General features: G+C 43.0%; 20 protein-coding genes. 8 read left to right on the plus strand and 12 right to left on the minus strand.

Annotated features, from left to right (window positions below):
- Positions 1-214 precede the first annotated feature (214 nt).
- Positions 215-1,405: a choice-of-anchor tandem repeat GloVer-containing protein gene (locus RMZ42_RS10225; RefSeq protein ID WP_322671320.1), complete on the minus strand. Its 1,191-nt coding sequence runs from the start codon at positions 1,403-1,405 to the stop codon at positions 215-217.
- Positions 1,406-2,340: 935 nt separating this feature from the next.
- On the opposite strand from RMZ42_RS10225, the gene RMZ42_RS10230 reads away from it, so the two are divergent.
- From RMZ42_RS10230 to RMZ42_RS10240, 3 genes are all read left to right on the plus strand, one after another.
- On the plus strand, positions 2,341-2,475 hold the full coding sequence (locus RMZ42_RS10230; RefSeq protein ID WP_322671321.1) for a hypothetical protein: 135 nt from the start codon (positions 2,341-2,343) through the stop codon (positions 2,473-2,475).
- Positions 2,476-2,733: 258 nt separating this feature from the next.
- Complete coding sequence (locus RMZ42_RS10235) at positions 2,734-3,162, plus strand: hypothetical protein (protein ID WP_322671322.1); 429 nt, start codon at positions 2,734-2,736, stop codon at positions 3,160-3,162.
- Positions 3,163-3,367: 205 nt separating this feature from the next.
- The gene (locus tag RMZ42_RS10240) at positions 3,368-3,601 is read left to right on the plus strand and encodes a DUF3134 domain-containing protein (RefSeq protein ID WP_322671323.1); all 234 of its coding nucleotides are present in this window, start codon (positions 3,368-3,370) and stop codon (positions 3,599-3,601) included.
- Positions 3,602-3,751: 150 nt separating this feature from the next.
- Here the strand turns inward: RMZ42_RS10240 and RMZ42_RS10245 are convergent, their stop codons facing one another.
- Both RMZ42_RS10245 and RMZ42_RS10250 read right to left on the minus strand, forming a co-directional pair.
- Positions 3,752-5,044 (minus strand): murein transglycosylase A, encoded by a 1,293-nt coding sequence (locus RMZ42_RS10245; protein WP_322671324.1) that lies wholly within the window; start codon positions 5,042-5,044, stop codon positions 3,752-3,754.
- A 128-nt stretch (positions 5,045-5,172) separates the two neighbouring features.
- Positions 5,173-6,528, minus strand: a complete 1,356-nt coding sequence (locus RMZ42_RS10250; RefSeq protein WP_322671325.1) for a proton extrusion protein PcxA — start codon at positions 6,526-6,528, stop codon at positions 5,173-5,175.
- 78 nt (positions 6,529-6,606) lie between these two features.
- On the opposite strand from RMZ42_RS10250, the gene RMZ42_RS10255 reads away from it, so the two are divergent.
- Positions 6,607-8,814 (plus strand): recombinase family protein, encoded by a 2,208-nt coding sequence (locus RMZ42_RS10255; protein WP_322671326.1) that lies wholly within the window; start codon positions 6,607-6,609, stop codon positions 8,812-8,814.
- A gap of 311 nt (positions 8,815-9,125) precedes the next feature.
- Here the strand turns inward: RMZ42_RS10255 and RMZ42_RS10260 are convergent, their stop codons facing one another.
- The 7 genes from RMZ42_RS10260 to RMZ42_RS10290 all read right to left on the minus strand — a co-directional run bounded on the left by RMZ42_RS10260 (position 9,126) and on the right by RMZ42_RS10290 (position 16,695).
- The gene (locus RMZ42_RS10260; RefSeq protein ID WP_322671327.1) at positions 9,126-11,099 is read right to left on the minus strand and encodes a response regulator; all 1,974 of its coding nucleotides are present in this window, start codon (positions 11,097-11,099) and stop codon (positions 9,126-9,128) included.
- Positions 11,092-13,242 (minus strand): ATP-binding protein, encoded by a 2,151-nt coding sequence (locus RMZ42_RS10265; protein ID WP_322671328.1) that lies wholly within the window; start codon positions 13,240-13,242, stop codon positions 11,092-11,094. The genes RMZ42_RS10260 and RMZ42_RS10265 overlap by 8 nt, the downstream gene beginning before the upstream one ends.
- On the minus strand, positions 13,239-14,246 hold the full coding sequence (locus RMZ42_RS10270) for an ATP-binding SpoIIE family protein phosphatase (protein ID WP_322671329.1): 1,008 nt from the start codon (positions 14,244-14,246) through the stop codon (positions 13,239-13,241). Before RMZ42_RS10270 ends, RMZ42_RS10265 begins: the two co-directional genes overlap by 4 nt.
- Position 14,247: 1 nt before the next feature.
- Positions 14,248-14,646, minus strand: coding sequence for an anti-sigma regulatory factor (locus tag RMZ42_RS10275; RefSeq protein WP_322671330.1), 399 nt, complete (start codon positions 14,644-14,646; stop codon positions 14,248-14,250).
- Positions 14,633-15,046 carry an STAS domain-containing protein gene (locus tag RMZ42_RS10280; protein ID WP_322671331.1) on the minus strand — a complete coding sequence of 138 codons (414 nt, stop codon included), beginning with the start codon at positions 15,044-15,046 and terminating at the stop codon, positions 14,633-14,635. The genes RMZ42_RS10275 and RMZ42_RS10280 overlap by 14 nt, the downstream gene beginning before the upstream one ends.
- Positions 15,047-15,056: 10 nt before the next feature.
- Positions 15,057-15,932, minus strand: coding sequence for an STAS domain-containing protein (locus tag RMZ42_RS10285; RefSeq protein WP_322671332.1), 876 nt, complete (start codon positions 15,930-15,932; stop codon positions 15,057-15,059).
- 325 nt (positions 15,933-16,257) lie between these two features.
- A complete protein-coding gene (locus tag RMZ42_RS10290) occupies positions 16,258-16,695 on the minus strand; it encodes a YidH family protein (protein ID WP_322671333.1) in 438 nt (145 codons plus the stop codon).
- Positions 16,696-16,822: 127 nt separating this feature from the next.
- On the opposite strand from RMZ42_RS10290, the gene RMZ42_RS10295 reads away from it, so the two are divergent.
- Both RMZ42_RS10295 and msrA read left to right on the plus strand, forming a co-directional pair.
- A complete protein-coding gene (locus RMZ42_RS10295) occupies positions 16,823-18,274 on the plus strand; it encodes a hypothetical protein (RefSeq protein ID WP_322671334.1) in 1,452 nt (483 codons plus the stop codon).
- Between the two features lie 240 nt (positions 18,275-18,514).
- A complete protein-coding gene (msrA, locus tag RMZ42_RS10300; RefSeq protein WP_322671335.1) occupies positions 18,515-19,183 on the plus strand; it encodes a peptide-methionine (S)-S-oxide reductase MsrA in 669 nt (222 codons plus the stop codon).
- Positions 19,184-19,308: 125 nt separating this feature from the next.
- Here the strand turns inward: msrA and RMZ42_RS10305 are convergent, their stop codons facing one another.
- Positions 19,309-20,502 carry a serine/threonine-protein kinase gene (locus RMZ42_RS10305; RefSeq protein ID WP_322671336.1) on the minus strand — a complete coding sequence of 398 codons (1,194 nt, stop codon included), beginning with the start codon at positions 20,500-20,502 and terminating at the stop codon, positions 19,309-19,311.
- 425 nt (positions 20,503-20,927) lie between these two features.
- Here RMZ42_RS10305 and RMZ42_RS10310 point away from each other — a divergent pair, with 425 nt between their 5' ends.
- Both RMZ42_RS10310 and RMZ42_RS10315 read left to right on the plus strand, forming a co-directional pair.
- Complete coding sequence (locus tag RMZ42_RS10310; protein ID WP_322671337.1) at positions 20,928-21,227, plus strand: type II toxin-antitoxin system RelE/ParE family toxin; 300 nt, start codon at positions 20,928-20,930, stop codon at positions 21,225-21,227.
- A gap of 26 nt (positions 21,228-21,253) precedes the next feature.
- On the plus strand, positions 21,254-22,396 hold the full coding sequence (locus tag RMZ42_RS10315; protein ID WP_322671338.1) for a HigA family addiction module antitoxin: 1,143 nt from the start codon (positions 21,254-21,256) through the stop codon (positions 22,394-22,396).
- Here RMZ42_RS10315 and rfbB read toward each other — a convergent pair.
- Positions 22,323-23,384, minus strand: coding sequence for a dTDP-glucose 4,6-dehydratase (gene rfbB, locus RMZ42_RS10320; RefSeq protein ID WP_322671339.1), 1,062 nt, complete (start codon positions 23,382-23,384; stop codon positions 22,323-22,325). The genes RMZ42_RS10315 and rfbB overlap by 74 nt on opposite strands.
- Positions 23,385-23,387 lie beyond the last annotated feature (3 nt).

Below are 23,387 nucleotides of genomic sequence, written 5' to 3' on the forward strand. Positions count from 1 at the left end.
GACTTGTATGTACACCATAGGCTTGCTCTTAGGGCAGACCAAGCGTAGCTTTGGTTCTTTAGGGTTCTTCGGAGCGAACATAATATGAAACAATATTGAGTCACCAAAATTAAAATATCTGTCTTGAAAAGTTTAGATCGATTGTAGAAAAATGGTAGAGGTAGACGTTCAAATCTACGTTTTACCATTTTCTACACGCCGATTAGATTTGAAACTAGATTACAAACTTAAACACAGTTCCTAGATTAGAACTACCGCCAAAAGAGGCAGTACCGTAAAAGGCACCATTTGAGAGTTGAATTAGCGTGGACTCTGGCGTTGCCCCATTAGTGCCATTAAAACTAATTAAGCCAGTGATGGTTGCTCCAGTCAGCTGATAGATAACTCCTTTGTTACTTGCCCCACCAGCAGAAGCTGTGCCATAGAAGTTACCATTGCTTGCTTTTATGAGTGCAGCCGTTGGGTTGGCCCCATTGGTGCCATTAAAACTGGCAACTAAAACGGGTGTACCGCCACCGACCGGAACCTTGAAGATAGCTCCTTTATTGCTGGCTCCACCCAGTTTAGCGGTGCCATAGAGGAATCCACTAACTTCAATTAATCCAGACTGTGGATTTGCTCCATTAGTGCCACTAAAGCTATATGAAGTCAGTATTCCTGCGGGAGTTAACTTGAATACAACTCCTTTCGCACTTGCTCCACCGGCAGAGGCGCTGCCATAGTAGTTTCCATCGGTAGCCAATTGCAATCTTGCTAGTGGAGTTGCTCCATCAGTACCGCTGAAGCTTCTGATGGTGGTAAGTGCCCCGGTAGTTGGCGAAACCTTGAATATAGTTCCTTTATTATTAGCCCCACCTGTAGAGCTTGTCCCCCACAAATTGCCATCAGCACCTGTAATCAGTCGGCCTGCTGGGTTAGCCCCATTAGCGCTTGTGAAATTTGTCAGAGTTGTCAGGGTTGTAAAAGCCGTTTTCGCCAACTTAAACACACTGCCGAGGTCACTTGTACCACCTGTAAAGGTTGCCCCATATAAATTACCATCGGCTGCTTGGAATAATCTAGCAACTGGATTAGTCCCTTTGTTAATTCCAGAGGTTCCGGTGAAGTTTATCAGTGTGGTCAGAGTAGTGTAAGCAGTAGGAGTTAACTTGAATGCAGTTCCTTTACCAGAAGTGCCACCAGCAGAAGTAGTTCCATAAAGATTGTCATCAGTACCGTTACCTTTAAGTACACCAGCTCTTGGTGTAGCTCCGTTGGTGCCGTTGAAATTTACAACAGTAGTCAATGTTGCAGCAAAGGCTTGTTGGAAAGGTAGTACTAATGAAGAAGCCAAAACAGTCAAAGAAGTAAAAATTAATACCTTATTTTTGCTCTGGCGTTGTTTGTACAGATTAATCTTGTTCATTGAATACCTCAAAAAAAGTTAATGAAAACGGAATTTTAGCTAGTTCTAACGGATTTTGTGATGGCTGCTACTCATGACTAATACCAATTTGAAAAATGATTGCTATACATATAGGCTTGAAAACCACAGATTTAGAAGGATTTTCCGACTTTTCTGGTGGGGTTACAGCAGTAGAGGCGCAAGGCATTGCGCCCCTACCTTAAAGGGAGAAGCAAATGGCGTTTGAAGAACAAAATCCAAGGCCCCAACATCTGGTATGTGTTGGTTTTTACTCCTTAACCTACGAGATATTGCTACGCATTAACCTATATGTTGAGCGCTTTTTTATCTAAGATTGGTATAGCTTGTTAGCTTAAACACTAGTAAAAAAATGCCTAAGATATTGGTATAGCTTTATTGAAAAAAGACTCAGAAAGCCTGTTTTTCTACACCACAAAAACCGTACTAGAAGTGAGTCAATAACGTGAATGGCAGGTACGATTAATGATTCCGTTAGGTAGCATAAACCACTAATTATTTTTTTGGATGTCGTGAAAAACACAAAAATCGGTGAGAAATCCAGAATTTTGACAGAAATAGTCACAAACTCTAGATTGAAAATAAGTTTTAATAGTGTGTAGTTTGTCAAGTAATTAGTAAAGTCTATTAAATACTGATTAAAACCTCTAAAAAAATCTTAATAAGCAAAACTACATATTAAGTGAAGACTACTGATTTTTCTCTGAATAAATAAAAAAATCGTCATCAAAACTATTATTTAAACATTATGCCCCAGAATTATAAATATAATCCTGATAATCCTGGGGTTTTATTTAGGGGGTGATTTATGTAAATAATTCATTAATCTGCCCTGAATAATTACGAAATATAGGGCATTTACAACAGTACATAGCTAAATTTTTAGCAGTCGCTCTAATTCAAGGAGAGATTGTAAATTGAGTACCATTGAAGTTTATAAGTTGATGGGTATAAATAAATATTTAGATAGTTTGCGATCGCGATCGCTTTTAGGTATTCACCGATGCTGTCAGGTGATGCGATCGCAGGGTTTGGCGTCAACTATGTTATGATTTTATTTGTTGAGAAATATTTTCGGTCATGTGACTGATTATATAGACTCCTCTTTGAATCTAAATCTCTACACCCTTTGATTCTGAAGGTGTTTGATGTCATAAGTATTCCAAAAATTGAAATTTTAGTTAGCCGCAATGTATTGTAATACCTCGCGTGACACTGATACACCTAACTGTCAAAGAAAATGTGCTAATAAGAACGGACAAGTCTAGTGTGTCATACACGCAGACAACATACGGATACTACTGGAACTTATGCCCACGGATATAATTACTCGTCCTGAGTCCCTCACAGAAGATTGCTTTTTTACTTACGCCCTTGGGACTAATTTGCACGATCCTAATTCAACAGCCAAATATTTACGCCGAATCAGAAAAGAAGATAAACCATATATCGACATAGCTGTTTCTCCCAGACCTGGCTATCGGTTTGAGGTTTGTCTTATCCCTGTTGAAGGGTTCGCTCAAGAAAGAATATTGACAAAAGACGGGTTCGCCAAAGCTTTAGCAATTATTTGTGCTGTAGCTAATAAAGCTAGGAAACGATTTCCTTCAGGAAATGGACAAGAGATAGTCCGGTGTCAATTTAGTAACTTAGCTGATGCAGTCGCTGTAGCGAATAGACTGTCTGCATTACCCTCTGATATGTATGAAACTCTCGTCAAGGTACCAAATGCTTTGTAATATATATTGCATCCGCTGAAATATTTGTTATTAAAACTGACATCTGGACATTTTAATGGTAAGTAGCTAAATAGACTTGAGACAAAACTTCAATGGGTCATATTTTGTCTGTTGAGAAAAGACTTGTCATCCAAGACTTTTAAGCTTAATGTACAATTTTGACATTTTTGTAAGCTAACCTGTAAATTGAAAGTGAGTTTTTTTTATGCCTATAAGTCCTCTGCGTGAAGAACCTCGTAACCAGCGAGCGCCTGTAATTCGTACAAGTAATGAATTTATTCTCTTGGAATGGCTGAAGTCAACTGGTCGTCTAATCGAACGCGAACATCAAGAATCTGAGTATCTAACTGAAGTAGAAGAAATTTCCGAAATGATAGACCTTGACGATATCCCTTACGATCATGACGATGATGATAGTGACATGGATTTAGAAGCCTAGTAGCGTAATTCGTAATTCGTAATTCGTAATTCGTAATTCGTAATTCGTAATGACGCTCCTGCGTCAGGGGTGTTTCATTTACGCCAAAAGGCTAAAATTCCTGACTTATCTAAAAAAGTCGGGAATTTTAGTATTAAAATGCGAGTGTGTTTAATTTTTGGACTTAAGTAAGAGATAAAATAATTGTCCATTGCTGACTGTAACGCCAGCGCGATCGCCTGCGATTTTCCCAGTACCTAAAAAATAATCCACTCTACCTGCACCTTTAATTGCACCTCCGGTATCTTGATCGAGAACATAGCGGCTAATAATGCGCTCCTGCATTTTTCCGGTAGGATTAACAAAGGGAATAGAAGCGCGAATCAATGCTAAAGCCCCAGGAGGCATAAGAGATTTATCTGTAGCAATAGAACGCTCTGCTGTTAATGGTACATTGATAGAGCCTTGGGCTGGCTCACCGTGATTTTCTTGAAAAAAAACAAAGCTGCGATCGCGCGGAATATAAATATTTAATTCTTGGGGATGCTTTTGGAAATAATCGAGAATAATTGGCATCGTTACACCTTCTTGCGGTAATTTGCCATCATCTATTAATTCTCGCCCAATACTTTTGTAGTTATAAGCAGTATTACCCGCATAGCCGATTGTGGTTTGAGTCCCATCGGGAAGCTGAAGTTTCGCTGAACCTTGAATTTGAGCTAGATATGGTTCGAGGCGAGAGCGAAACCAAAATAACTCTAATCCTCGCAATTTCCCTTTTGCAGCTTGTAAACCATCCGCTCCTTCTAACTCCTCGCGTGTGGGATGAGGCTTAGTCCAAGAGTTGAAATCGGGAGGTAAGCGATAAACGGGATAGCGATATTCTGCTGTGGGGACGCGACTGGCTGCGTAAAGTGGCTCATAATAGGCGGTGAATAAAACGGAACCTTGGTTATCTTTACCAACTGACTGGTAAAGAACAAATTCCTGCTCAATGGCTTGATGTAATTCTGTTGCAGAATTGGTTTTTAATAGAAGTTCGCGGAATCTTTGCAAACTTTTGATGACGCGATCGCGGGTAATCCCAGCCACCGGATAGTTTTGATAAGCAGCCGCAGCATTAGCTGTTTGCAGATATTGGAGACTGCGAGCGATCGCACCGATCAGTGCCTTTTTCTCTGGTATTTTGCCATAAATGACTTCATCCAGACAAGAGGTATCACTTTGACAACAAGTAATTGGTAGTCTCTGGATTAATGGTAATTTTTGTTTTTGCAAAAATGCATCTTGATTTTCAGCAGTCAAGGACACTGGTAGATCCCACTTTTTCACCTGACATTCTGGCGAAATGAGTTCCTGATGCGTGAAAGATTGCATCCGCACCAAGAAAATCGACAAAATTACAGGTAGACTGATAGCGATAGTTTTGTTAAACTTTCCTAACCCAATAAATGTCTTTTTCATCAAGATTCAAGATTTTTAAAATTTTCCTACCTCGCTCAAATTCTAAAATCAAAAACCAAAAATTTTTCCCAATTCCCAATGCCCACTTGCTCTGAGCGTAGCCGAAGGGATGCCCAATGCCCTATTCCCTATTCATTCATATTACGGTAAGTCGCAACAGCAGAAGGCGATATCCGATTCAAATATCGGAAGATCCAATACTTAAAGATAGTATCTAAAATCACCGGAAATGTAGCGATAAATAAGAAGATAAAATCTCTATTTGCCGGTAATCCCCAATGGCGTGATACTCCTTCTAGCAGTACTTCCCAGCCATGAGGAGAGTGGAATCCGACAAAGATATCAGTAAACAAAATAATGATAAATGCCTTGGCACTATCACTAAGTCCATAGACAATATTATCAAAGAAATCTTTGAGCACAGCAATAGAAGACTTACTGACTAGCAAAAGCCAGATAACAGCAACCACCGAGAACATATCTGCAAAAACATTTTTGATCGCACCAGAGCTTTCGTGACGAAATTCTTCAGCAAGCTCTTTCGCCTTCTTTTTCATTTCAGTCTCCATCTGCTCAGGTAACAGTGGAGGAGCTTTGACAATGAGATTTTCAAACTTGAGCTTTTCTTCAAATCTTTCTAATTCTAAAAGGGCTTCCTCTTCCATTTCCGAATTGAGAAATATCTGTATTTCCTCACTGCTTCTAAATCTCTCAATAATTGGCCCAACTACAAAAGCTTTTGCTATCTGATGCGTTAAAAGTGGTACAATAATTAATAGTAAAATAAACCTAATAGATATTATTGTTCTTTTTTGAGTTTGACGAAAACTCTGAATTACTTCTTGTTCCGAATTAGGGTCTAATTCAACTTGCAGACGACTGATAGTACTTAAAATAGAGCGAGGTAAAACACCTGTTGTATCGGTTTTGCTCTTGGCTTTTGGTTTATTGTTTAAGTCTCGATTTGGTATTTTGGGTGGTAATGTTGGAGTGTTGACGAGCAGCGATTTGTCGTCAGATGTTACAGAATTAACTGGTAGATTTGGAGGTTGTACTACTAAAGCGTTAGAAGTTGTTTTATCGGAACTTGTTGTGTATTTAGAAAGAACTCGATCGATAAAATTGAGCTTTTCCAAAACTAAAGAAGGACTTAGATACTCTATACCTGCTTTATCGGCAGCTTTTTGATTCTCTTCATTTAGAAACCAACGGCTTCCTCTAAACTCCGTCAGCCGCATCCTGGCAATTTTTAATAGCTTGTTGAGGTCTGACTCAAAGTAATCCATCACACTGTTACTGTACATGGCCGAGTCAATGTCTATTTTATTACCATTGAAATGCTTATCTTCTATCTCCTGAATTTTTAATGCTGCATTGTAAGCTTCATCTAAAGAACGTTCAGGAGTCTGTAAGTACCATCGAAAAGCAGCAAGCAAGAAAGAATAGATTTTTTGACTAAAAACAGAATTTTTCATTGCAGACAATCATTCAGCATTGTTTGATGACTATTAACCTTAAGTTAACGCACGAGGTATACTAACAAATCTACAAGGAGAAAGTTTGTGGTTTCTCATTCGGTTTGGATTGTTGGCACTAGCCGTAGTGGTAAGACGGCTCGCTTAGTAGAGCAATTTTGTAATTGGGTAACATCAGAAAAACAATATACTGAATCATTTTATACAAAAAAAACAGGGCGTAAAAAAACAGGTGATGTACCTGAATTTTTATATCTTAAACAAACAGAGCCAGGAGTTTTAGTTTTAGCTGCCAATGATGATAATCGTCGAGAGTTAGGAGATATAATTGTCACATCTACATTAGGTAAATATCCGGTTCGTGCCAAGACGCCACTAGGTTTTTTTCAGGATGAAGTTATTTTATTTTGGCCGTTGCTGATTAACTCGTTGAACCTGAAAGCACAGTTTCCGGTAAGATTGCGACCGGAAACCGAACAAGAGTTAGCAACCAAACTTTGGCGTCCGCAATTAGACGAAGAAATTTTACGTCTTGCGGGAGTGAATGAATCTCGCTTGGTGCGTCGCATTTTAGACTTATTACAATTAGCAGCTTACAGTGGTATCCCTTGCGAAAATATTGCCCAAATTTTGTCCAAGGGTTTTGGGGAAAATAGCACAACTTTAGAGCCGGAATTTTTGGCATCTTTGCTGTTAGATTGGCGTAACTGGTGTTTAGAGAGGGGATTACTGACTTATGGAATTATTACCGAACTGTATAGTCAGCACTTATTAAGCGATCGCAATTACCAGCAGCATCTAACGAAACGCTATCAAGCAGTACTGGCGGATGATGTTGATGATTATCCTAGCGTAGCGCGTCTTTTGTTTGAGTTGCTATTAGATCGAGGCGCAGTTGGCGCGTTTAGCTACAATCCTGACGGTGCGGTGCGATTGGGATTGGGAGCAGATCCCAACTATTTAGAAGGGTTAGCAGAGCGTTGTCGGGTAGAAATATTGAACGGGCCGCCTCCAGAGTCCCTTAGCGAGCAACTGACTAAACAGATGGTGGAATTAGTCACTTCCCCGATGGTACTGTTGAGTTTACCAAAAACAGTGCATTCAATTCAAACCACCTCCCGCGCCCAATTATTGCGGCAAACAGCAGAGGTAATTGCTAATGCCATCCAATCACAGCAAGTGCAACCAGAAGAAGTAGCAATTATTGCACCGGGTTTAGATGCGATCGCTCGTTATACTCTAGTAGAAATCCTCGTCAAACAAAATATCCCAGTAGAATCGCTCAATGACCAACGTCCCCTAATTAGTTCGCCCGTGATTCGTGCCTTACTCACCATGCTGGCACTAGTTTATCCCGGCTTAGGGCGCCTGGTAGATCGGGATGCGGTGGCAGAAATGCTGGTTGTATTGAGCAGGAAACAACAACCACCAGAAAACTCTACAGACGCGATGAATCGGGTATCTACAAGAGACGCGATGAATCGCGTCTCTACAAATATTGATCCGGTACGCGCTGGTTTGATTGCAGATTACTGCTTTGTACCCCATCCCGATCGCCCTAATTTGCTACCAGTGTCAGCCTTTGAGCGCTGGGATCGAATCGGCTATGCAGCTACTACAGCCTATAGTGAAATATTACAGTGGTTAGAACAGCAGCGATCGCAACAAGAATTGCGGTTAATTCCCAGTCCCATTTCTCTGTTAGACAGAGCAATTCAACGTTTTTTGTGGAATGGGAGCAATCTCCCCTACGAACAACTAGCAGCATTGCGGGAATTATTAGAAACTGCCCAACACTACTGGGAAATTGACACCAGATTACGACAAATTGCCCCAGTTGAGACAATGCCTTACACAACTATTATCGAATTCATTCAATTACTGCGACGCGGTACAATCACTGCCAATGCTTACCCGGTGCGCCCCATTGGTGGAGCAAGAAAGGCTGTCACCTTAGCAACTATATTTCAATATCGATCTAGTAGGCGATCGCACCAGTGGCATTTTTGGCTGGATGCTGGTTCGCCACTATGGGCCAAAGGTGGTGCAGCAACTTTGTTTGGTGCGCCGTTTTTCCTACGAGACAGATTAGGCGAACCTTGGACAGCAGAAGATGAGAAATTGGCAGAAGAACAACGACTGCAAAGGATTTTGACAGATTTGCTCTCTCGTGTATCCGAAAGAGTTTATTTGTGTCATAGCGATTTAGCAGTGAATGGACAAGAGCAAATAGGGCCATTGTTACCCTTAGTGAATGCCTGTGTAACGGTTATTTCTGAATCTACTGTTAATTGAACTGAGTTCGATGAACCTTCACCCCAGCCCTCTCCCACTGGGAAAGGGAGGAGCAACGAGAAATTAGGGTTTTGGCTCCCCTCTAGGTGTCCAAGAGGGGTTGGGGGAGAGGTCAAAAAAAGGCTTGTCGAACTCACGTTAATTGAATGGCTCAAGCTCAGATCCCCGACTTCTTGAAGAAGTCGGGGATCTAGTTATTCACGAATGATTGAGTCAGGCTATAGCCTTTGGATTGTTATACAGTCTGATTGACGGATATTTATAAATCAATACACTTTCAGTTATCGCCAAAAACCTTAAAATTCAGGTTGCTAAATCGTTACTATAGTCAAAATAGCCTGTATTAATAATTCTTGCTCAATTGGTTTAGAAATATGTTGTTGAAATCCGGCAGCTAGTGCTTGTTGTCGATCGATTTCTCCGGCATAAGCAGTCACGGCGATCGCAGGAATTTCTCCGCCTTGTTCGGGTGACTGCTTTCTAATTTGACGAATAAGGGTGTAGCCATCCATATCGGGCATACCAATATCACTAATTAACAAATCAAATTTTGCTTGCATCAAATTGTTTAGAGCATCATGTGCTGAGTCCGCTTCAGTCACTTGTACTCCGTACTGTTCTAGCACGAAGGCAATGAACTCCCGTGAATCTTTGTTATCGTCTACCAGCAGTGCTTGCAATCCATTGAGATTAAAATCTGAGCGATCGCGATCGGCGGTATTAACTTGATTCAATTTTGAAGCAGCGATCGGTGGAAGTTTAACTTTAAATACCGCTCCTTGCCCTTCTCCAGGACTCGCTGCCTGAACGGTTCCGCCGTGCAATTCAACCAAATGACGCACGATCGCTAACCCTAACCCCAACCCGCCAAATTTTCGCGTCGTTGTCCCATCGGCTTGGCGAAAGTAGTCAAAAACGTAGGGTAGAAAGTCACCAGAGATCCCCCTACCATTATCGCTGACAGTGATTTGAGTGTATTTCGCAGCACGACTATCTACTTCATCCTCGATCGTTTCTAACCGCACCTCTACTCGACCACCCTGTGAGGTAAATTTAATCGCGTTAGAAAGTAGATTCCAAACAACTTGTTGCAAGCGACCAGAATCACCCAACACTTGCCCAACATTCGGTTCAAATATTGTTTGAATCTGAATAGATTTAGCTTCAGCAGCAAGGCGCACGGTTTCAAGTGCAGCTTTGATAGTAAAAGTCAAACCGACTGGAACTGTGTTTAAACTCAACTTACCTTGGAGAATACGCGACACATCGAGCAAATCTTCGATTAATTGTGCTTGCAGTTTCGCGTTGCGCTCGATCGTTTCTAGGGCGTACTGAGTTTTGGCTGCATCCTGGTGACTTTTTTGCAAAATTTTTGCCCAACCCAGAATTGGATTCAAGGGCGATCGCAATTCATGAGACAGCACTGCCAAAAACTCATCTTTGATGCGGTTGGCTTGTTGCGCTTGTTCGGTCTGTTGCTGCAAAGAAATCATTAGTTGATTGAGGCGATCGTTTTGCTCTTTCAACAATGCTTCTGCTCGTTTACGTTCGGTGATATCAGACAGAATGAAAACGGCGCCTGTAAGATTCCCATCCCGATCGAGTACCGGATCGATGGTTTTGGCAAACCACCGTTCTTGAGACTGAAATTCGAGAACTTGCCGTTGGTGGGTTTGTTTCGCACGGCGAAAACAAGTGCCATCGCCGATTCCCAATTTTGCGCCCATCAGCTCGTGGTGGGCATAACCTAAGATTTCGTGCGAGGGCTTGTTAAAAAGCTGCATCATCGCTCGATTACAGCGCATAATTCTACCTTCTTGGTCTACCAGAGATACGCCGTCGTTCATGGAATCAAAGGTGGTTTGCCACTCCCGCGCTGAGGACAAAGCAGCTTCCTCCGCCCGACGAATTCGCAGCAGCGATCGCAAAGTGGCAAGCAGTTCAATCGGTTCAACGGGTTGCACCAGATAAGCATCAGCACCACTATCTAAGCCTTCTGCTTTATCCTGGCTTTGGACAAAACTTGCAGAGAGGTGTAGCACAGGAATAAAAGCCGTTTCTGGATTTGCCTTAATTTGGCGACAGACTTCAAAGCCGCTGATATCTGGTAATTGGACATCTAAAATTATTAAGTCAGGCTGGAAGTTAACAATAGCTTCTAATCCTGCCGCTCCAGTTGCCGCTTCCACCACACTAAAGCCTGCATTTTGCAAGATACGGGTAACAACGTAACGATTGGCTTCGTTATCGTCAACATGCAGGATCGTAACTCGTGGCTCAGACATGACTTTTCCCTGAAACCTCTAAAACAAGTCCGGCTTTGACGAGTGCATCTTGAAGTTGAGCGGTCGTCGTGGTTTGAGAGCCTATTTCTTTGGAAACAATGGCTATGCTTTGCGCCGCTAATCGGCTTTGCGCTTCAGCATCCAGTTGGGCAGATGAGTGAATAATCACAGGAATCGACTGAGTGACGGAATTGTTCTTAAGTTGCTTGAGTACATCAAACCCGCCGAGTTCTGGCATCTCCAAGTCCAGCACGATTGCGTTTGGCTGCTCTCGTTGTGCCAAATTTAATCCTTCTTTTCCATTTGCGGCTTCTAAAATACTCAATGGTGTATTTATCAACAACTGTTTCACAAGATACCGATAGGCGGGGTCATCGTCAATTAACAAGATTTTTTGAGGCTTGTTCTCAGTAATTAGCGTATTAAGTTTGTTCAATAGCGGCAATCTGTCTACTGGCTTAATTAGAAAACCGTTTGCTCCTAACGCCAATGCTTGCTTCTCGTTATCAATGATGGTAATCACGAGTACAGGGATAGTGCGGGTTGTTTCATCCCCTTTGATTTCTCGCAAGAACGTCCAGCCGTTTTGCCCCTCCAGCAAAATATCTAGCATAATTGCCGCCGGTCGAAATTGTTGTAAGGCAAGCCTTGCTTGAGCTAAGGTGCGGGTAGCAATTAATTGATAGATTGATTGCTGAAGATGCTTTTCGTAAATAAATAGAGTTTCTGGATGATCTTCAACCACCAGAATCGGCAGGCGAGTTGGCTCAACTGATGTGATTGGTTGCACTACGGTGGTCAATTCGCTGGTATCTGGGTAGACGATGGGAATCAAGGCTGTAAAGGTAGAGCCTTCACCTGGCTGACTTTTCATCGAAATGCTACCGCCAATTAGCTCCGCTAGCTTGCGCGATAACGGCAATCCTAAACCGGTTCCCTTCACTTGCTTTTGCAGAGGGGACTCAATTTGCATAAAATCCTCAAAAATCCGCTCTCGATCGGCGGGAGCAATGCCGATACCTGTATCAGATACAGAGAAGGTGACGGTATGACCCGTTTGCACAGCATTGACGCGCACCTCTCCCCGCTCGGTAAATTTGAGCGCATTCGAGACAAAGTTTCTCAGAATTTGAGCGACTTTCCCCTCATCGGTATAGAGTGGCGAAATACCTTCAGGTTCCTCGACAATCAGCGTCACGGAGGAGCCTTGAACCAATAATGGGCGCAGCATCCCCCGTAGCGTGCCAAACAAGTCACTCACTTCAAAAGAACTGGGATGCACTTCAATTTTTCCAGCTTCCACCTTTGCCAAATCTAGCAAGTCGTTGACCAATTCTGATAATCCGCTTGCTGCCTTTTGGATGAATGTCACCTGCTTTTCTTGCTCAATGGTCAAATCGCCATCTATCCGGGCTAGCAGCATTCGAGAGAGGGAGAGAATCGAGTTGAGCGGCGTACGAAACTCGTGGCTCATGTTGGAGAGAAAGCGGGTTTTTAACTCGTTTACCTGTTGCAGGGAGCTGGCTTTCTCATCCAGTTCTGCATAGAGGGCAACCACACCGCGATTGGTTTCTTCCAATTCCTGATTCAGTTGGCTTAATTCTTCCTCACGCTTGCGTAGCTCTGCCATTGCCTGGAGTAATTCTTGGTTTTGCTGCTGGATTTCTTGATAGGGATTTTCGGGCGATCGCCCAATTACGGTTTCTCGAATCTGCTGCAATTGGGAATCGCTGAAAGTAGGTGTGCGCTTCGACAACCTTTTGCCGATTGTCACGGTTGTTCCCTGTCCCGGCAGCGATTCAATCTCAAAAAAATCCATCAATCTACGAGTACCCACGATGCCTAGCCCCGCTCCCGTATCAGAGGTGTGGCGTCCGGCCAAAACGTCTGCTAAATCAGGAATGCCTCCACCCCGATCTTGAATCCGAATCAGAAACGCTTGCGGCTCTCCCACCACAGAAAATTCAACCGTTCCGTCTTGGGCATATTGAAAGGCGTTGCGGGCAATTTCGGAAACTGCCGTCGCCAATCGCGCCCGATCTTGAGCATCAAAGCCCAACTGCTCGGCAATCTCACGAGTTCGTTGGCGAGCTTGCACAACATCCTGTTCGTACTGGATGGCGATCGTGAAAACCTTTGTCATCTGCCCATTCCTTTCGCGACTAACACCGTCACATCGTCTCGCTCTCGGTTAAAGTCTCGGTATAGCACACCTGCAATCAAGCTGGGATGTTTTTGCATTAAGCCTGGATAGCGATCGATTTGCCACTTAGCGCCTAATCCGTCAGAATGCATAATTAAAAGTCCGTTGGCATACCAGGGATAAGTAAACTCTTGAATTTTGTGGATTTCATGTCCGACCGTGCCGTTATGAGATAGCAAATTGCGGTGCTCAGTAAAGGAGAAAATGCTACCAGCGATGTTGCCAATGCCAGCAAAGCGGACAGACTGTTGCTCAAAGTCGATTTCGGCAATGGCCAGTGCTGCTCCTCGCGTACTTCGCAAGGCGGCGTGGGCAGCTTCGACGATCGCCCCAGGAGAACAATGAAGATGTTCTTGAAACATTCTCACGGCTGCTTCTGCTGCTGAGGCAGCCGCAGGCCCATGCCCTAAACCATCGGCTACTAGCAACAGACTACGGCAACAATCGACTTCACAGACCCAGGTATCTCCAGAAACCTCTTCTCCTCGTTTGGGCAAACAGATCGCTCCAATTTCTAAAACCTTCTCAGGCAGATGAGGTGCTGAGCCTAGCCACAGGTGAGCGAGGAGCGCTGTTCCTTGGTTGGGAATCGAGTAAATTTCAAATAAACCAGAAAGGCGACGAATTGCACCCATACCATTGCCCAAGGTTCCGGCTGTGGAAAAGCCATCTTGCAAACACTCATCCACATCGACCATTCCCTCTCCTTTATCTAGCGATAAAATTTCAATGCCAATTTTGGAATCTTGCCTGAGCGATCGCATTAGCACAACTCCGCCGTGGGCGTGTTGCACCAGATTGTTCGCAATTTCTGTCACCACAATCCCAACCTTGCCCCGTTCTGTTTCTTGAAAACCCAGCCGAGTTGCTAAAGCCATCGCCGCCCGTCTGGCTTCCCCGGTCTGGCTAGATTCAGTAATTGTGACGGCGACAGATTCTCTCATTTTATTTCCATCGTACAATTATTATCCGTGTCCCTTCTCCCACCACAGACTGAATATCAAACTCGTCGGCAAGTCGTTTAGCACCACCTAGCCCCATACCTAAGCCGTTGCCCGTTGTGAACCCATCCTTTAGTGCCAGTTCGATATCGGAAATTCCCGGCCCCCGATCTTCAAAGGTTAGCCGAAGTCCTCGTCGTCGCCCTTCCTGAAGCGTTTCTAGCTTGACTGTGCCGCCTCCCCCGTAGTCTAGGGTATTGCGGGCTAACTCACTGGCGGCAGTAACAATTTTAGTTTGGTCTACTAAGCCAAAGCCAATCTCTACGGCAAGGTTGCGCACAGCCTGCCGAACTAAAATTACATCTGTAGAAGATTGAATGTTAATCGTTTCAGTCTTCTGCATGATCATCTGCACGCCATTTAGTGGCAGTGATTTGATTTGTGGTTTCATTGAGTGACGATCGCAACAATGCCATACCCTTTTCGACGTTTAGGGCAGTGCGAATCCCCGTCAGCGACAGCCCCAATTCCACTAAGGTGATTGCCACAGCAGGCTGCATCCCAACGACAACTGTCTCAGCATCTAGCACCCGTGACATTCTGGCAATGTTGGCTAAAACCCTACCAATGAAGGAATCAACAATCTCTAATCCCGAAATATCGATCAGCACACCGCGAGCGTGAGTTTGGGCGATCCGGTTGGTCAAGTCTTCTTGTAGCGTTGTGGCGAGGCGATCGTGCATATCTACCTGAATTGTCACAAGCAGGAAATTGCCCATTTTGAGTATAGGAATGCGTTCCATTGCTTCCTACCTATTTAGATTGAGGGCGGGTAATGGTCGTTCCTAAACGTTTTAGCGCCGTGAGAAAGGCATCGGCTAACGTTGCTTTGGTGACTATATTTGTCAAATCAATGCCGAGATAAACGATTGTTTGGGCAATTTGAGGACGAATGCCACTGATCATACAATCAGCTCCCATGAGACGGGCAGCAGTAACGGTTTTGAGCAAATGTTGAGCGGTCAGGGTATCGACAGTAGGAACCCCGGTAATGTCAATGATGGCAACTTCGGAACTAGTTTCGACAATCTTCTGCAATAACGATTCCATCATCAGTTGAGTCCGGGCACTATCCAGGGTACCGATTATCGGCAATGCCAAAATTCCCTCCCAGAGTTTAACGACGGGGGTAGACAGCTCCATCAACTCTTCTTGCTGCCGTAAAATCACTTCTTCTCGCGTCTTTTGATAGACTTCAATTGTCAGCAATCCTAGCCGATCCAATAAGTTTGTGGCTAACCAGATATTTTCACCCAATTCAATCGGGTCTTTGAATTGCTGACGCATTCGTTTGAAGAGGGGTTTCTTGAACGAAAAGACGAATGTAGCCGTTTCTGAGGGTGTGAAACCATTTTGCGATCGCGATCGAGAAATGCTGTTGAGCATCTCCCGCATCTCCTGCCACTCCCCTGCCTGAATATTGGTATTGCCCCGCCCAACGGCAATCCGAAACAAACTCAGGAATTCCCGGCACTCCTCCTTTAGATGGGCTTCTTTAATCAAGCCTCTGCGAATATTGACAATAGCTAGTTCCTGAGTCCACTCCGACAGCAAGTCTGCCTCGAAGGTTTCTAATATTTCTGATATCTTACTTTCGCTCATCGTTTCTTTGAGGGCAACCGGTTTCATTAGTTCAAAATCAGTGTATGACGATTCAGCCCAAGGTGAAAGCGACGATTACAAAAAGCCTAAAAGCTTGCTAGATATGAAGTGCGATAAATTGGGCAGACATAGAGCGATACCTGGGTTGGGCTACGCCTACCTAAGATTATTGAGAATCGGCAAAAAAGTTACATAAAATGCGCCCGTATAAAAAGTTTAAGTAAGTCGGTGCAAAAAAACCAAACTGTGTAAAGAAAAGTAAATAAGCCTCAAACTCTTTCTCCCCCTGCCCTTTGCCTTATCCCAACAATAATTATTTACACCGATCTACTTATTCTGACTCCTGCTGTATTTAATGCAAATTTCGGGACTGTGGTTGAATGGGAAGCGGAGAACGAGAAGGTACTTTATCCCGCCATAAAAGCAAAGGAATACAGAAAAATCCCAAAATAATTACAACTCCAGCCATGATCCAAACCATTAACCTATTTGGTCTATAGTTCCCTGTTTCAATTTGCCAGAAAACTTGGTTGTATCGCCATGCAGCTAAGGCAATAGTCAAAATTCCAAAAATTACCAAAGCAATACCCAAATTTTCCGAGCTAGATAATGGACTTACTGGAGGTTCTTGTTGAGTAATAGTAATATTCAACTGACGCAGAAATATACCAAATCGCGCGATCGCAAAACCAAAGCCAATCAATGCAATAGAAGTGCGTAGCCAAGCCAGAAATGTACGTTCGTTCGCTTGATGCTCCCTTTGGCGGTCAATTTTCGGTATTTTATCCATGAGTAGCTTTTAACACCAAGTTCATCTTGAAAAGTATTCGTAATATTGATGAAGTTTCGTAAAAGTCTAATCTAAAAGTGTCCTTAGATTTTGGAAAACTCATTCTATATCTATAAAATTCTTGATTATGCTTGATGACAACGATTTTGCATTAGCCTCGGCTGTTGACACTTCGGTTGTGGTGCTTGAGGAGCTATCTTTACATCCTCAGCCAGAAGTTCGTGAGGCTGTAGCTAAAAATCCAAATACGCCCACGAAAGTGTTGCTGAAATTAGGTAAAGAGTTTCCAGACGCAATTACGGCGAACCCGATTTTCAATCTTTTGCTGTTGGAAAATCCTGAGAGTCATTTCGTTAGACTCTCTTTAGCGCGTAGCACAACAACTAGTGAAAGTGCGATCGCTCAGTTATCCAAAATCGAGGATAAGGAAATTCTTTGTGCTGTGGCTGGAAATCCAAAGACACCTCTTCACATCCTGGAACGACTTGTAGTAGAAGGCCCGCCTCTTTTCTGCGATTACGAGAATGCTGATGAATCTGATTTTGATGGACTCTTTACCGCGATCGTTCAAAATCCGAACACTTCTGAATCGTTATTGCTTCAACTAGCTGAGGATGGAAGCTGGAATATCAAAATAGCGATCGCTGAGAACCCCAAAACACCCTTATCCCTGCTCAATACGTTTGCAGATTGGAGAAATTTTTCGATGCATAAAGCAATTGCTCGAAATCCTCAAGCACCAAGCGTAATATTGGAAAAACTAGCGGGAGAAAATGAGAAAGAAATTCGCGATCTGGTCAAGAACCATCCAAATGTTTCCGAAACTGCGATCGCCATCATCAATTTTATCGAGGGAAAACCTGGAACATCCATCGACTTGCTAGAGCGATTAGCTAGCGATCGACGAGCCTCTGTCCGGCTATTGGTTGCTTCCCATCCCTCAACCCCTGCAAAGATTTTAGAAAAGCTCGCGCAGGATACAGATGAAGATGTACCCTTCAAAGCCGCAAGCCATCCCAATGCAACCTCTACCGTTCTAGAGTTTTTCGCAGAGTTCTTGGTTAAGCAACGTCAACGAGTCTCGCCATCAAATCGAGCCAGGTATGAAGAAAGTGCAGTTCGATTGGTGAGACGTTCTGACATTACTCCAAAAGTGTTAGAAAATCTGTTGCAAATGAATAAGTATGATGTAGTAAGCGCGATCGCATCGTCTTTGAAAACACCACCCACTATCCTGCTTGCACTTACAGACTATCAAAACCAATCTAGCTCACACATTCACTTTCTCATAAATCTCGCTAAAAACCCCAATACACCTTCAGATGCGCTGGAGAAGCTTTATCTAAAAATCAACCAAACGCAGCATCCAAATACGATCGATGGTCTACATGATATTGCTTCTCATCCCAATACTCCTGTCCATTTGCTAGAACAATTCGCAGTTCATTCACGCACCGATCTTCGTGCAAAAGTTGCCAAAAACGTCAATATACCGATTTCAATTTTGGAGCGGTTAAGCAATGATTCTGACTCTAGGGTTAGTAGTATTGCAAAACAGGCGCTCAAGGAAAGAGCTTGATTTCAGAACTGTTTTTGTAAAGGTCAACACAGTCTAAGGATGGCTCTGAGAAAACCCCAAGCGATGCCAGAATCTTTACAATACAGGACTTACGCACTGAAAACTTGAAAGCTTGATCCCCCCTAGCCCCCCTTAAAAAGGGGGGAATCTTAAAAGCCCCCTTTTTAAGGGGGTTGGGGGATCTCTTCTGCGTAAGTCCTACAATAGTAAATAAGGTAAAGATATATATCATCAAAATCAATGGCACTATTCGGATTTGGCAAAAAGGCAGTTATGCCCACACCTGAAGAAGCTTTGTCAGGAAGGGCACAATCTATGTCAGTACCCGCAGCTCATTATGTCAACAAGAATCCCTTAAAACCTCCTTTTCCCGATGGATTAGAGAAGGCAATCTTTGGCTTGGGCTGTTTTTGGGGTGCAGAACGCAAATTCTGGCAACTTAAAGGAGTTTACACGACCGCAGTCGGTTACGCTGCTGGTTTAACACCCAACCCCACTTATGAAGAGGTATGTAGTGGGCGAACCGGTCACAATGAAGTGGTGTTGGTTGTGTTCGATCCCAAAGTGATTAGTTATGCCGAACTACTCAAAGTCTTTTGGGAAAGCCACAATCCCACCCAAGGGATGCGCCAAGGTAATGATACTGGCACTCAATACCGTTCGGGAATTTATGTATATTCTGAAAGTCAAAAGCAGCTAGCAGAAGCATCGCGGGAAGCTTATCAGCAAGCCCTCAACAGCGCAGGTTATGGCAAGATTACCACAGAAATCTTGGATGCGCCGGAATTCTACTACGCTGAAGCTTACCATCAGCAATACCTGGCTAAAAATCCTAACGGGTATTGTGGTTTGGGAGGGACAAATGTTTCTTGTCCCGTGGGTGTAGTTGAATCACAAGTTAGTAGTTAGAAGGAAGCAGGGGAGCAGGGGAGCAGGGGAGAAGTTACAGTAAGTTTTCCCCTCAGCCCCCCATCCCCTCTGCTTCTTTCTTGTGCCCAATGCCCAATGCCCAATGCCCAATGCCCAATGCCCCACTAAAATGCAGATTTAAGCAAAGCGATCGCTCGAACCCATAACATAATACTAATGGGCGCTCCAATTAGAATACCAGCGATTGCCCAGCCTCTTTGATGGGCTTTAAATTGTTCAATACTGCGCCACCGTCTACTTTTCCAAGCCCATTCATTGCCTTTTGCACCGAGTGCGATCGCCATTACCCACCAAGCATTAGGTACAAAACAGAATAGACCATACCACACTTGATTCGGCCACATCCACAACCAAGGCATCAGAAAAGCGCCCCAATTCCAACCGAGAATTTCCTCTGGGACTGTTTCATTGTGATTATTAATCCCGCATCCAGAATTGTTGATGATTTCTTTTAGCGGCAAAAGCTGATTCTTATTTGCAGATTTGACAGTTAGTCCCGATTTGAGGGCATTCAGCGCAACGCTTGCACTAGTAAATCTTTGTTCGGGAGCGGGTTCTATCAACTTTTGTAGCCAACTGACAAAACTGGGACTGAGGTTAACTTGGTCTGTAAATTGCAGTCGCAAATCCTGCTGGGGTAAATCAGAGGGGGAAGTTCCAGTGAGCAAATGAATCAAAGTCGCTCCCAGTGCATATAAGTCTGAAGCCGCAACTGCTCGACCACCAAATTGTTCCATTGGGGCATAACCATAAGTACCGACAACGGTAAAAGTAACGCCCTCTTTTGCCGCTTTATCCTGAACTGCACCAAAATCAACTAAATAAATCTGATTATCTTCGCCCCAGATTAAATTACTCGGTTTAATATCTCTATGTAAAACTCCAGGATTCAACTCATGTAGATAGATGAGAATATTTAAAACTTCAACAGCAATTTTTTTGGCTCGCTTTTCACTAAACCTTTTGCCAATAGCAAGTTTATCCTTAAGCGACTCACCAGGGATATATTCTTGTATTAAGGCGAACCAGAGGGTGCGATCGTCGATACAAAAATAATCTATATATTGAGGGATGCGGGGATGATTTAGCTGTTTAAGGATTTGTGCTTCCCTCTCAAAAAGTTTCAGGTCATCCCACTGCACAGTACCGCCAAAGGCCAAAAGTTTGACCACAACGGTCGAATTTTCGCCATCAGAGGCTTGTAAATCCAATGCTTGCCAAGTTTGACGAATTCCATTGTTGCCGAGTTGGCGCTGGATTTGATAACGATCTTGTAATATTTGTTCTGGTTGCAGCATCTTAACACCTGCTGGCAATTTACGTTGATCTGATTCCCTTATATTTAAGGATAGTCATTATCTACAGAAACTGTGGCAGCAATCCCTTACTGTCTTAGTAAGCTGTTGTGCATTTGATTTGTGTAACTGGGATGGACAAGACGCTTTGCATAACTTGCCTTTAGTTAGACTGTATAGTACAATTGTACTGCAAACAGTGATAGGAAGACGATCAAGCTCAAGCAAGATATGTTGTTGGAGGAAAATAGCAAAGTCCTTTACAGAATAGGTTTGCCTTAACTTTCAAGATTATCTAACAAACTTTACAAACTGCTTAAATCTCTTGTCACAATAAGATTTATAATTAAAATATCAGTCATTCACCCCAAGGCTGAAGCCAACTGTTATATAATGCAGAATCCAGTGCATTTAACTTGGGGGAAGCTTTGCGTTTTCAGTTTAAAAAAAAGAAACTCGAAGCACTTTACACAGCAGAAAAAGATGCTCATAAATACCCAGGTGTGGTTGATGACTTTTTTGAAGTCATGGCGATTATTGATGCTGCTGTAGACGAGCGAGATTTATATGCTCAAAAAGGATTGAGATTTGAGAAGTTATCAGGAAAACGAGGAAAACAAGGACAGCGTTCTCTACGTTTGAATAATCAGTGGCGTCTAATTGTGACAGTGGATGAGGATGAGCAGGGAAATTATCTCACAATAATCGATATCGAAGACTACCACTAACTTTCGTCAGCAGGGGAGACAGCAATATGAGCCAGAAGCTAGCACCAGCAAGAGTACCAACACCAGGAAAAATTTTAAGTCGAGAATTAGAAGCCCGTGGCTGGACACAGAAAGATTTAGCAGAAATTATGGGGCGTCCAGTTCAAACCATCAATGAAATCATTCGGGGAAGCAAGCAAATTACACCTGAAACAGCTATCGAACTCTCTCAAGCCTTGGGTACTTCTCCAGAGTTCTGGACAAATCTTGAAGCAAAGTATCGGCTTCATCTAGTAGGAAAAGAAAAAAAAGAGCAAGATATAGCTCGTAAAAGTCGATTGTATACAATTGCTCCCATCTCTGAACTAATCAAAAATAAGTGGATTCAAGCAGCAGATTCAATTGATGACTTAGAACGGCAAGTATGTGATTTTTTCGGCATATCATCTTTAGATGAAATACTCCAGCTAGATGTTAATTTTCGTTGTTCCGAGCATCGAGAGCCAGAGGAAACTTCTCGCATAGCTTGGGTAAAACAAGTTGAGAACCTAGCGAAACAACAAGCAGTTGCTAGTTTTGAACGCAAAAAACTTGAGACTGCTATCCCTAAAATTCTTGCTTGTGCGAAACAAGTAGAAAGTATTGTGCAGATTCCTAAATTGCTGGCAGATTTAGGTGTACATTTTATAATTGTGTCGCATTTAAGCAAAACCTACTTGGATGGTGCAGCCTTATATTTAAACAGCAATCCCGTTATCGCGTTGACATTGAGATATGACCGGATAGATTCATTCTGGTTCACCCTCATGCATGAGTTAGCACATATTGTTTTAGGACATCAAGGAGCTTATTTAGATAATTTGGATGCGTTAGAAGAGAATGATGAGGAAAGAGCAGCTAACGAAAAAGCCGCTGACTGGTTAATAAATCCTCAGACATTAAATGAATTTATTATTACAAGTAAAAAAGTCTTTTCTCGGAAAGGGATTGAAGAATTTGCTCACAATCAAAATAGACATCCAGGCATAATTCTTGGTCGCTTACATTATGACAAATTAGTTCCCCATAAAAATTTGAGACCATTACTCGTTAAAGTTAGCCCAATTTTAGGTCATTCTACAGATAATTTTTGCGATAGTAAGCTTGATATTCCGCAGACAGCAGAGGTTCCCACCAATCACGATGATTGAGATACCATTCAACTGTTAAACGTAAACCCTTAGCAATTGTTACTGAAGGCGTCCAACCAAGCTGAGTTTTAATTTTGTTTGCATTAATTGCATATCTCCTGTCGTGTCCCTGTCTATCCTTAACAAAAGTAATCAACTGCTTGGCTGGATATATTGGTAAATCAGGTGCTAATTCATCCATCATTTGACATAAAAGTTGCACGAGGTTAATATTTTCCACCTCATTATTGCCACCAATATTGTATGTTTCTCCTGGCTGACCATAATTGATTACTACATCTAAAGCACGGCAATGATCGCCCACATAAAGCCAATCCCGTACATTTTTACCATCACCATAAACAGGTAATGGTTTCCCGATCAAAGTGTTGATACACATTAGGGGAATTAGTTTTTCGGGAAACTGATAAGGCCCGTAATTATTAGAGCAATTTGTGATAATGGTTGGAAGTTGATAAGTATGATAATAAGCACGGACTAAATGATCGCTACCCGCTTTGGAAGCTGAATAGGGACTATTGGGAGCGTAGGGTGTGGTTTCACAAAAAGCTGGGTCATCTGCGCCCAGGCTACCGTAGACTTCATCAGTAGAAACGTGTAAGAAACGATAATCAGATGGTTGTGCTTTCGCTTCCCAATGTTGCCGAAAAGCTTCTAGTAGGGTGAAAGTTCCCACCACATTAGTTTGCACAAAAGCGGCTGGGCTAAGAATGGAACGATCGACATGAGATTCAGCGGCAAAATGGGCGATGGTATCAATATTTTCCGTTGCTAATAGGTTGTCTATGATGGTGCGATCGCAAATATCTCCCTGCACAAACCGAAAATTCTCTCTTCCCTCAAAGGGCGCCAAATTCAGACGATTCCCTGCGTATGTCAGAGCATCCAACACCACCACGCGATCGCCTGGATAAACCTGACACCAATGATGCACAAAATTTGCCCCAATAAACCCCGCACCCCCAGTAACTAATAACCGCCGACTCATTCA

Origin of the sequence: Nostoc sp. DedQUE05 (genome assembly GCF_034530955.1) — a bacterium.
Taxonomy (GTDB): domain Bacteria; phylum Cyanobacteriota; class Cyanobacteriia; order Cyanobacteriales; family Nostocaceae; genus Nostoc.